Raw genomic sequence first — 10,744 nt, 5'->3', positions numbered from 1 at the left:
ACTGGCGACTTCGCATGCGTTCCACTCGCCGCTGATGGAACCGATGCTGGAGGAGTTCGAGCGTCGGGTGGCACAGGTGGACACGCGGGCGCCCCGCATTCCCTTCGCCTCGAACGTGACCGGTAGGTGGATCACCGCGGAGCAGGCCACCAGTGCGTCGTACTGGGCCGAGCACGTCCGCAGTGCCGTGCGTTTCTCCGACGACGTAACCCTGCTGCTGCGTGACGAGCCGGAGGCGTTGCTGCTGGAGGTCGGTCCGGGCGGGGCGGCGGCTGCGCTGGTTTCCGGCCACGAGGTGGCTCAGGACCGGATCGTGGTGGCCTCGATGAGGCACGTCCGCGATCCCCGTGGTGACGTCCGGCTGACCCGGGAGGCGATGGCCCGGCTCTGGGTCAACGGTGTCCCGATCGACTGGGCCGCCCTTCACACGAACCGCTCACCGCGACGCGTGCCCCTGCCCACCTACGCATTCGACACCAAGCGCTACTGGATCGAGGCGCCCGGACGTCCCACCGTTGATCCGTCCCCGACGCCGACCGAGACGGTGGCTGCCCCGGCCCTGGCGGCAAAGGGCTACGCCCGCCCGGTTCTGAGCAGCACGTACGTCGCGCCGCGGTCGTTGACCGAGGAGCGCGTCGTGGCAGAGCTCGAAGAGACCCTGGGTGTCCACCCGATCGGCGTCCACGACAATTTCTTCGAAATCGGAGGGAACTCCCTGCTCGCGATGCGGATCGTGGGGCGGTCCGAGGCGCGCTTGGGGGCCCGGCTGTCCAGCCATGTCGTGCTCGATGCCCCGACGGCGGCGCAGCTCGCCCACCTGGTGGACGCAGCCTTGACGCCGTCGTCCGGTGCGGGGGAGACCGCGCTCGTGCCGCTCAAGCAGGGGGAAGGGGACGGCGTGCCCCTGTTCCTCGTGCACCCCGTCGGGGGAAGCGTCTTCTTCTACCGGGAGCTTGCGCGCCTGCTCCCTGCCGAGCAGGCGGTCTACGGCTTCCAGGCACGAGGTCTCGACGGTGCGGCCGCACCGCTGCGGAGCATCGAGGAGATGGCCTCGCACTATTGCGCGGAACTTCGTGCGCAGCGGCCCACCGGCCCCTACGCGCTGGGCGGCGCGTCATTCGGGGGCCTCGTAGCCCTGGAAATGGCGCAACTGCTGCGAGCCGCTGGCGAGACCGTGCACCTGCTGGCCGTCTTCGACTCCCCCGCACCCGGCCAGATGCCACCGGACCGCGAGGAAATGGACACGGCCGCATTCGGCTCCGGAGATCCGGATGCCTCCTTCGCCCAGCGAGTCGTCGACGTCTACCGGGCCAACATGGAGGCTCTCCGCGCCTACCGGCCCCGCCCCTACGAAGGCCCGATCCTGTACTTCCTCGCCGAAGAGCGCCGTGCGGGCATCGATCCCCTGCGCCCGGACACGGCCTGGGAGCCCATCGCCCTGGACGGGTTGTCCACGCACCGCGTGCCCGGTAACCACGTGACGATGCTGGCACCGGAGAACGTGGAGGCGATTGCCAGGGTTGTATCCGCCCACCTTCCGTCGTTTGAATGAAAAGGTTTCCCATGGAATTGACCAAAGAAGTACAAGAGGGGCAGCAGGCGTATACGCGCTGGGGGCTCAACTACTACCGGTTTTTCGTCCTGGGGTTCAGCAACCGGCTCGGCTGGCGATGCTCGACTCCCCGCCTGCTCCGGATGTATGACGAGCACGTCTCTGGAAACCACCTCGATGTCGGAGTGGGTACCGGATATTATGTCGCGAATTGCCGCTACCCTGCCGCAAACCCCCGGCTCGGCCTCATGGACATCAACGAGAACAGCCTGCGGTACGCGGCCGGTGCCGCTGATAAATATTCGCCGGAAATCCACCGCTATAACGTACTGGAGCCGATACCGGATGATGTGCCGAAGTTTGATTCCATTGGCCTGAACTATCTGCTCCACTGCCTCCCGGGATCCATCGCGGAGAAGAGCGTCGTGTTCGATCACCTCGCGCCGCTCCTGAACCAGGACGGTGTGGTCTTCGGCTCGACGGTCGTGCACGACGGCCGGCACAACGCGATCGCCAGGTACCTGCTCAAGGCCTACAACGAACGCGGGCACTTCCATAATTCTTCGGATACGGTGCACGGCCTGGAAAGCGCTCTGCGGGAACGATTCGACGAAGTGGAAGTTCAGCTCGTGGGATCAGTGGCATTTTTCAGCGCGCGCAAGCCGATCGGCACGCCGCGCTCGACGGACGGAGAGTAAGAAATGAACAACGATGCAGACCTGTCGTGTGATGTTCTGATCATCGGTGCCGGGCTGGCCGGGGGTACGCTGGCCCGACAGCTGCGCCTGGAGCAGCCCGATTTGGACATCGTGGTGGTCGAGAAGGAGGTGGAGTTCCCGCCAGGGCTCGATGAATCCTCTGGCGAGGAGTTCACCAACTATGCCAACCGCATTCTTCAAATAGGTCCTTACCTGCGCAAGAACCACTATGTCAGTTCAGGTATGCGGTTCTTTTTCGATTCACCCGAGAAGGACCTGTCGATCGAGCGCATGTCCGAGATCGGTGGCAAGCGGCCCCATCCGATTCCCACCTATCTGATCGACCGGCCGGCGATGGAGCGCGACCTCTGCGAGATGAACCGCAACAGCGGTATCCGGGTCCTGCTCGGGACCTCCGTCCTGAACTGCGGTCCCGGTGAGTCACCGGCCGAGGCGATCACGCTCGACCGCGAGAACGGTCACCTGGTCCGTACTACTGCGGGCGTCATCCGCTGCAAGTGGCTCGTGGACGCGGCGGGCGAGGCCTCCCCCCTCGCCCGCATGCTCGATTTGGTCCCCGAGGAGAGTCGCAACCCGATCGCGGCTTCGTGGGCCCGCTTCGACGGATGCCTGTCCCTCGACGCACTGGGTGACGGCGCGTGGCGCCATCGCGTTCCGCACTGGGGCCGCGCGTCGTCGATGACGTACTTCATGTACCGCGGCTACTGGATCTGGCTGCTGCCGCTCTCCGATTCGCAGTACAGCATCGGTGTCGTCTTCGACAGGCGTCACACGGAGCCGGCTGTCGGGTCGGGCGACGAACTGCTGGCGTTCCTTCGTGAGCACCGTGCCCTGCGTGACGTCCTCGGGCCGGACGCGACGCTTCGCAGCTTCGGCACGCGCAAGAGGCTGGCACGCCTTGCCAAGCAGCAGTTCTCGGAGGACCGATGGTTCCTGACGGGCAATGCCGCGACGGTGCTTGACCCGATGTTCGCGACCTCCTCATGGCTCTTCACCGAGAACAACAAGCTCATCGGTGAATTCATCAAGTCGGACAGGGAAGGAAGGACGGCCGAGCTGCCGGCGTTCGTCCACCACTTCGACATCCGGGTCCGCAGCCGCTACGAGAAGCTCCTCAACACGCTCGGCCACTACGTCTCCCGCGGCTCCTTCGACGCCTGGGCGGCCTGGCTGGCCCTTCGCACCCGGGTCTACTACAACCGCATCGTGCCGGACGCGCTCGAAGACCACCGGATCCTGCTCAAGTTCTCCCGGACCCACGGCACCGACTGTCCCTGTGACGAAACGGTGATGGGCGGAAAGCTGGCCCGGCTGCTGAGCTCGGCGGACCGCCTCACCGAGGAGTTCGTCGAGCTGATCGATCGTGACGAGAAGTACTACACGAACAACGAGGGCGTGTTCCTCGACTCGGCGGCGTTCGACCAGGACGAGACCTTGATGCCGAAGGTGTACGAGCCGAGGGACTGGACGCTGGAAGGCCCGGCGGACGAGCGGAGCTACGAGATCTTCTGCCGCACTCTCGTGCAGCGCCTCATCGAGCTCTCAGGCGGGTCCTGGAGCGAGGAGAGGTTCAAGGAAGTATTCAATCCGGACTGGGACGGTCACCAGCCGCTGGAGGAGATGTACAAGGGCGTCGCCGGGTGAGTTCGCCCCGCGACCGAACGACGCGAGCGCGGGCGCAAAGCCTCGAAGGCGCTCTGCTCGATCCAGCTGTCTGATGAACCGAACCGAGGAGCTTTTCCCATGACTCTTCCCGTCCATGACGATCTCGCCGCCTACCCGTTCGAAGGCGACGGCGGCCTGGCCTTGAGCAAGGCGTATGCGGCCGCACGGGAGGCGGATGGCCTGATTCGCGTCCAGCTGCCGTACGGCGAGCCGACCTGGCTGGTGACGCGCTACGCCGACGCCCGTTTCGTGATGGGAGACGCGCGCTTCAGCCGGGCGATGGCCGCGGCGAAGGACGCGCCACGGCTGACGCCGGACAACAACCTCGCCGGCATCCTGAGCATGGACCCGCCGGAGCACACCTATCTGCGTGCCCTGGTCGCCAAGGCACTCACCCCGCGCACCGTCCAGGAGCTGCGGCCGCGGGTGCGGGAGATCGCGGAGAGACTGATCGACGACATGGTCACCGCCGGGCAATCGGCCGATCTGGTCGAGGGCTTCTCCATGCCGTTGCCCTTCACCGTGATGTGCGAGCTCCTCGGTGTACCGGAAGCCGACCGCCCCACGGTCCGGTCCTGGAGCGACGCATGGCTTTCGACGAGCCCGCTGACCGTCGAGGAGTTCGACGGCGTCCGCACCCAGATGCGGGAGTACATGCGCGGGCTCATCGAGGACGCGCGCAAGACGCCCACCGACAACATGGCGACCCGTCTGATCGAGGTCAGCAACGCGACCGTCCGGCTGTCGGACCTCGACCTGGCCGAGGTGGCGACCGGGGTCCTCACCTCCGGACACGAGAACGCCGCGAGTCAGATCTCCAACTTCGTCCACGTGCTCCTGGAGCGCCCGGAGAACTGGGAGCAGCTGCGGAAGGACCCCGAGCTGATACCCGACGCCGTGGAGGAGCTGAACCGGTTCGTTCCGCTCCTCGCCGCGGGGGGTAGTTTTCCCCGTTACGCCAAGGAGGACGTCGAGGTCGGCGGCGTGCTGGTGCGTGCCGGCGAGCCCGTGCTCGTCTCGGTCAGCGCAGCCAACCGGGACGTGCTCCAGTTCGACGCTCCGGAGTCGCTCGTGTTCGGTCGGGAGAACCGGCAGCACGTCGCCTTCGGCCACGGCGTGCACCACTGCCCCGGCGCCGGGCTCAGCCGGCTCGAACTGCAGGAGGCGCTGCGCGCCCTCCTCTCCAAGCTGCCCGGCCTGACGATGGCAGGCGAGGTCGTCTGGAAGACCCCGACGATCGTTCGTGCGCCCCTGATCATGCCCGTTGGCTGGTGACCCGTGACGTGGATCCTCGACGTGGCCCCGGACGCCTGCATCGGCTCGGGTGTGTGCGTGGCCCTGGCCCCGGACCGCTTCACGCTGGACGGAGCGTACGCCCGGCCCGTGACCCGCGGGGTCGAGCCGGACGAGGCCCTGCTCGATGCTGCGGACACCTGCCCGGCGATGGCGATCACCGTCAGCGAGCGCGGCGCGGTCGTCGGTCCGCGCCCCTGGTCATGAGCCGGTCACCCGTCCCTACGGCGGATCCCGGCCCGGACACCCCGGCCACCCTCACACGGCAGGCCCTCAGCATGCCGACCCTTACGCGATCAGGAGTACCCCGTTGACCGAACACCGTTCGATCCCGGGCGTAGTGGTACGAGCACTGGAATCCGCGGACGTCGATGACGCCGTGGAGCTGCTCGCGACCTCCAGCGCCTACGACAACCGCTTTCAGCTGCGCAAGCTACTGACCGGCGACGATCCCCATCACGTCAGCCAGGCGCTGGTGGCGGACCGCAACGGCGCCGTCATCGGCGCGGCAGCGCTCACCGCGGTGCCCAGTCTCCCCGGCACCGCGGCGGTCCGGGTGGTGGTCACGGAGGCCGAGCGCGGGCAGGGCATCGGTACCGTGCTTGCCGACGAGATGGCCTCGGCGCTCGGTGACCGCTCCGGCTTCACAGCGCTCACGTGTGCACTACGCGATGATCTCCCACGCGGACGGCGGTTCGCCGAGCGGTACGGCCTCACGGTGACGAACCACAGCGTCGGCTGGAAGACCGACGTTCCCGAGCGGGAGGAGGACCTCCGGAGCCGGCTCGCGCAGGTGGCCGGCGGGCCCGTGGTGCGCTTGCGCCCGCTCGACATGGAGACGGAGACAGAGCTGCTGATCGCAGTCGCGAGCCGGTGCCTCATCGGCTTCCCCGTCCCGTTCGGCACAGGAGCCAGCGTCGACATGGGCTCCGTCCTACAGGCCATTCCGCGCGGGGCGATCTTCCTCCTGGCCGAGCTGGAGCCGGCCGACGGCGGGGAGGCGATCCCCTGCGGGCTGTCGGTGCTGGCGCCGGAGGCCGGCGGGTCCGTCTGGCACACGATCTTCACGGGTGTGGACCCCGACCACCGCAAGCGCGGGGTCGGGAAGGCGGTGAAGGCCGCCCAACTGGCCGAGGCCCGGAGCGCCGGCGCTCAAGTCGTCACGGCACTCAACGACGAGGCCAACGAGCCCGTCATGCGCCTGAACCGTGCCATGGGAATGGTGCGGACCCTCGGTTACTGGAGCATGGCCCGCAGCATGCCGGACGGCGTCGGCGCCACGGTCTGACACCACGGAGGCGGCCCCGTTCGGACCTCTCCCCCACCGGGCCGGCCGGGGCCTCGCCGTCGTCCAGACCCCTCCCCCAAGGTGAACGGACCCGCGGTGGTCCCGTGCCAGGGGGCCGGCTCGGCGCTGAGGTTGATCCCTGGGAGTGGACACCGGGTTTCATGCGACGAGTGACAGCGTACGCGTCGTGATCATTCGTTCGAACTCGGTTGGTGTGCGGTAGCCGAGTGCTGAGTGGCGACGGCGCCGGTTGTAGTAGGAGAGCCAGCGGAAGAGCTCGAGCCGGGTCTGTGTCTTCGAGGTCCAGCGGTGCCCGTGGAGCAATTCGCGTTTGAGGCCCTGGAAGAACGACTCGGCGAGGGCGCTGTCGTAGCTCGAGCCGACCCGTCCCATGCTGCGGTGGATGCCGTGCCGTCGGCAGACGTCAGCGAAGGTGGCCGCCGCGGGCGGCAACCGCCATCTCGATCGCGTCGGTGACCAGCGAGGTGCGCATGTGGTCCGCGATCGACCAGCCCACGGCCTTCCTCGAGCAGATGTCGATCACCGTGGCGAGATACAGCCACGTTGCGCCGACGGGTACGTAGGTGATGTCGCCGCACCACCCGGTATTCAGCGTGGCCGCGGTGAAGTCGCGCATCACCAGGTCCGGCACGGGCGGCGCGGTCCTGTCCACGATCGTTGTCCGCTTCTTCCTGCGCAGATGTCGGCCGACGATGTGGTTGACCCGCATCAGCCGCGTGACGTGCTTGCGGTTGACCCCGTGTCCGCGGGCACGGAGCCCGGCGTGAACGCGCGGGGCACCGTAGGCACCACCGTGTTCGGAGTGGATCGCACGGATCTCGGCCACGGTCCGAGCCTCCACGGCCCGTCGCTCGGCGCGGTCCTGCTCGGTGGCCAGATGCCGGTAGTAGCCGACGCGGGACGTTCCGAGCACCCGGCAGATCTGCTTGACGCCGAAGTCGGCGCGGTTCTTCTTCCGGCCGTCACCCTACGTGTTCAGGCGAGGAGTTCGAGAGCTTGGCGGGTATCGGGCCCCACCGAGTCCAGCACCCAGAACAAAGCCGCCTTCCGCACGAGAATTCATCCTCGTATGGAAGGCAGCCTTTTCATGCTGACGCACCATCAGGAAGCACGTCCGGCGCACGTCAAACGTGCGTCACGAGCGTCAAGATATCGCCCACAACACACACAGCGCACATAATGCACACCGCCCTAACCTGCAGGTCAGAGCCCCTTTCCAATGGGCTCAAGGATCGCGACGCACTCAACATGATGGGTCATCGGGAACGGCGTGACGAGCTGGGACCGTACCTGTTTCAGTGCGGCGTGCACGCGCCGGGCTCCGTAGGTGCCGGGCGAACGCCGACGAGCCCCGCTCCCGACGGAACGGCGTCTGGCCCAGGGTCCCGCTCCACGGGCGCCGCCGACCCCGCTGGGCGCGCATGCCCGGCCCGCGGGGCACGCCGGCGCTTCCCGGCATTCCCCGCCGATTCGGCCTCCCGCCGGATTCGAGGAAACGCGAGTGGGGCGGGAGGTGGGAACCCTACGATGAATTCCATGAGTGCGCTGATCTTCTTCCTGTCGCTCGGCACAGTCTGTCGCGTCACGCGATTCATCACCAAGGACGCCCTCGCTGCGGGGTTCCGCTCCCGGGTCGCCGACCGTTTCGGCGAAGACTCCCACCCGGCGTATCTGATCACCTGCGGATGGTGCGTCAGCATCTGGGTCGCGGGCGCCGTTACCACGCTCGCCCATTGGGCCGGAGGGGAAACGTGGTTCCAGGCGGGCGCCATGACACTCACCCTTTCCTACCTCACCGGCCTGGCGGCCAACTGGCTTGACTGACGGCCGCATGGGGGAATCCGAAATCATCGCCGCCACATATAAATATGACTATATGGTGGCGAGTGTCAGCGTGCGATGCCCGGGGATAAAAGGTAAAGGGAACGGGCCGGGGGCTCGGTCTGCCCCGGAATTCCCCCGGCCCTCCCCCCCTTGACCGGCCGCCGGAGCGGCCGAACCGAAGGAGGAAGACCATGGCATGCAACTGCGGACGCACCAGCCGGTCCACGCTCGTCTACCGGCTGGTCCTCCCTAACGGGGTCACGCGCGACTACCTCACGCGGCAGGAGGCCGACGCCGCCAACAGGAGGGCGGGTGGGCGCGGTTCCATCACGGCGGTCCGCAACTAGGCCCACTGTCAGCACCGGGAAGCGGCCGGCTTCCGTGGACACGCGCCCGCGGGGGCGCCACGGACACGTACGGGTCACACGCCGCACCGCACCACCGCGCCCGTGACACGGCGCGGGCCCCGGTGGCATCCGGCCCCCACCCCGGCGGACCGCCGGAAGAGCGATGCCCCCGCCAGCAGCCTCTCGGCGTACCGGACAGCCGGTGCGCCGAGGGGCTGCCGGGCGCCGTTACACCCCTCGGAATTCCGGATTCCGCGGAGGAATACCGGGGTTCGTCTCGGCGTGAAATCCCTTCCTTCCGCCTGCGAGTCCACCGGACCGCCCCGGGAGCACGAGTGCGCCCCGGCACAGCTCGGTTGCGCACCCGGGGAGACGGCGAAAAAGGGAAACCTTTTTCCTCCACAGCCCGGCTGCACACCCGGGAAGACCGCGGGAAAGGGAAACCTTTTTTCCTTCAGAAAAGTGCGCCAAGGCGCCGCGTAATCCGGGTTTACCGCCTCTCGCGCGCCTGAGTGCGCTGAGCCGAACGAGTGGTGTTTCCTTCACCCGTCTAGCCCAAGGCCCCACTCGGAATGCCTACTGCTGATATCAGCAGGTGATGTGCCCCGACTCCGCGTGGACAAGGGCCCTTACCGGAACACCGCACCAGCTCTTTCGCATACGTTCCGCGCTCCGCCCACGCCACACGGGCGAAGGCACATCACCTGCTTTCGTGGGTCATCCGAAAGGGAGCCATACCATGGCCAGTTCGATCACCACCGTGACCTCGGCACCGGATCCATCCGTCTTCGGCCAGGCGGTCACCTTCACCGCCACCGTCCAGCCGGAACTCGCCGGCGGCCCCACCCTGACCGGCAGCATCGAGTTCGTCGTCGACGGCGTGTCCGTGACAACGGCGCCGCTCGACATGAGCGGCCAGGCACAGTACGTGACCAGCGATCTGGAGGTCGGTCTCCACGGGGTGGAGGCCAACTACTCGGGCGACGTCGAGTACGACCCGTCCACGGGCGCGGACACCCAGGAGGTCACCCTCGCGAACACCACCACCACGCTGGCCTTCGACCCCGAACCCTCGGTCTGCGGCGAGACGGTGACCTTCACCGCCCAGGTGACCCCCGTTCCGCCGGGCGCGGGAAGCCCCACCGGGCTGGTGTCCTTCATCGTCAGCGACGACGGTCCGGTGCTGACCGCCCCCGTGGACGTGAATGGGCAGGCGCAGGTCAGCTTCAGCAACCTGGACGTCGGCTTCCACCAGTCAGCCGCCTTCTACACCGGCGATGCGGACTTCGGCGGGTCGAACTCCCCCCTGACTCTGCACGTCGTCAACCAAGCGCCCGTCTCGGTCGCCGTCTCGGTGGACCCCGACCCGTCGGTGTGCGGTGAGACGGTGACGCTCTGTGTCACCGTGGCGCCGGTCTCCTCGGGCGTCGGCAACCCGTCGGGCTCGGTGACATTCACCGGTCCCGGCGGGCTCAACGAGACGGTGTCGCTGGACGCGGGCGGCATGGCGTGCGTCACCACGACCGTGCTGGAGACCGGCACGGTCACCGTCTCCTACGGCGGCGACGAGTGCTACGCAAGCGCCACCGGGACCTTCGAGGTGACGGTCAACCAGGCGGCCAGCAGCACCACCGTGTCGGTGGACCCCAACCCCTCGGTGTGCGGCGAGACCGTGACGGTGTGCGCCACCGTCACCGCAGTGGCACCCGGCAGCGGCACCCCCACCGGAACCGTCACCTTCACCGGCCCCGGCGGACTGAACCAGACCGTCACCCTGGACACGGGCGGCACGGCATGCGTCACCACGACCACGCTGGAAACCGGCGCGGTCACGGCCATCTACAACGGGGACACGTGTTTCACCGGTTCGACCGGGACCTTCGAGGTGACGGTCAACCAGGCGGCCAGCACCACCACCGTGTCAGTGGACCCCAACCCCTCGGTATGCGGCCAGACCGTGACCGTCTGCGCCACCGTCACCGCAGTGGCACCCGGCAGCGGCACCCCCACCGGAACCGTCACCTTCACCGGCCCC

9 protein-coding genes and 1 pseudogene are annotated in these 10,744 nt (G+C 67.7%); 9 read left to right on the top strand and 1 reads right to left on the bottom strand.

The annotated features are described in order from the left end of the window. From ACEPPI_RS37815 to ACEPPI_RS37790, 6 genes are all read left to right on the top strand, one after another. On the top strand, positions 1 to 1,552 hold a 1,552-nt coding region (locus tag ACEPPI_RS37815), incomplete at its 5' end, for an alpha/beta fold hydrolase (protein ID WP_373919794.1). A gap of 11 nt (positions 1,553 to 1,563) precedes the next feature. After that, on the top strand, positions 1,564 to 2,250 hold the full coding sequence (locus ACEPPI_RS37810) for a class I SAM-dependent methyltransferase (RefSeq protein ID WP_373919793.1): 687 nt from the start codon (positions 1,564 to 1,566) through the stop codon (positions 2,248 to 2,250). A 3-nt stretch (positions 2,251 to 2,253) separates the two neighbouring features. Continuing rightward, positions 2,254 to 3,915 (top strand): NAD(P)/FAD-dependent oxidoreductase, encoded by a 1,662-nt coding sequence (locus ACEPPI_RS37805; RefSeq protein WP_373919792.1) that lies wholly within the window; start codon positions 2,254 to 2,256, stop codon positions 3,913 to 3,915. Between the two features lie 99 nt (positions 3,916 to 4,014). Then, a complete protein-coding gene (locus ACEPPI_RS37800; RefSeq protein ID WP_373919791.1) occupies positions 4,015 to 5,211 on the top strand; it encodes a cytochrome P450 in 1,197 nt (398 codons plus the stop codon). A 3-nt stretch (positions 5,212 to 5,214) separates the two neighbouring features. Further along, entirely contained in the window at positions 5,215 to 5,436 is a 222-nt protein-coding gene (locus ACEPPI_RS37795) for a ferredoxin (RefSeq protein ID WP_373919790.1), read from the top strand. A gap of 172 nt (positions 5,437 to 5,608) precedes the next feature. After that, a complete protein-coding gene (locus ACEPPI_RS37790) occupies positions 5,609 to 6,517 on the top strand; it encodes a GNAT family N-acetyltransferase (protein WP_373919789.1) in 909 nt (302 codons plus the stop codon). Between the two features lie 159 nt (positions 6,518 to 6,676). On the opposite strand, the pseudogene ACEPPI_RS37785 reads toward ACEPPI_RS37790, so the two are convergent. Then, a pseudogene (locus ACEPPI_RS37785) lies at positions 6,677 to 7,487 on the bottom strand (IS3 family transposase); the annotation flags it as partial. A gap of 587 nt (positions 7,488 to 8,074) precedes the next feature. On the opposite strand from ACEPPI_RS37785, the gene ACEPPI_RS37780 reads away from it, so the two are divergent. The 3 genes from ACEPPI_RS37780 to ACEPPI_RS37770 form a co-directional block, all read left to right on the top strand. Continuing rightward, a complete protein-coding gene (locus ACEPPI_RS37780) occupies positions 8,075 to 8,362 on the top strand; it encodes a hypothetical protein (protein ID WP_373919788.1) in 288 nt (95 codons plus the stop codon). 191 nt (positions 8,363 to 8,553) lie between these two features. Continuing rightward, on the top strand, positions 8,554 to 8,709 hold the full coding sequence (locus ACEPPI_RS37775) for a hypothetical protein (RefSeq protein ID WP_373919787.1): 156 nt from the start codon (positions 8,554 to 8,556) through the stop codon (positions 8,707 to 8,709). Positions 8,710 to 9,448: 739 nt separating this feature from the next. Continuing rightward, positions 9,449 to 10,744: Ig-like domain repeat protein (locus tag ACEPPI_RS37770; protein ID WP_373919786.1), on the top strand; the 1,296-nt coding region annotated here is incomplete at its 3' end.

Origin of the sequence: Streptomyces sp. AB3(2024) (genome assembly GCF_041862025.1) — a bacterium.
GTDB lineage: Bacteria > Actinomycetota > Actinomycetes > Streptomycetales > Streptomycetaceae > Streptomyces.
Note: the sequence above shows the minus strand (reverse complement) of the source record. Positions and strands in the feature narration are given on the sequence as shown.

Bases quoted from the DNA above. Each gene is read 5' to 3' on its own strand.
- ACEPPI_RS37800 (WP_373919791.1), top strand. From the start codon at position 4,015: ATGACTCTTCCCGTCCATGACGATCTCGCCGCCTACCCGTTCGAAGGC.
- ACEPPI_RS37810 (WP_373919793.1), top strand. From the start codon at position 1,564: ATGGAATTGACCAAAGAAGTACAAGAGGGGCAGCAGGCGTATACGCGC.
- ACEPPI_RS37780 (WP_373919788.1), top strand. From the start codon at position 8,075: ATGAGTGCGCTGATCTTCTTCCTGTCGCTCGGCACAGTCTGTCGCGTC.
- ACEPPI_RS37775 (WP_373919787.1), top strand. From the start codon at position 8,554: ATGGCATGCAACTGCGGACGCACCAGCCGGTCCACGCTCGTCTACCGG.
- ACEPPI_RS37805 (WP_373919792.1), top strand. From the start codon at position 2,254: ATGAACAACGATGCAGACCTGTCGTGTGATGTTCTGATCATCGGTGCC.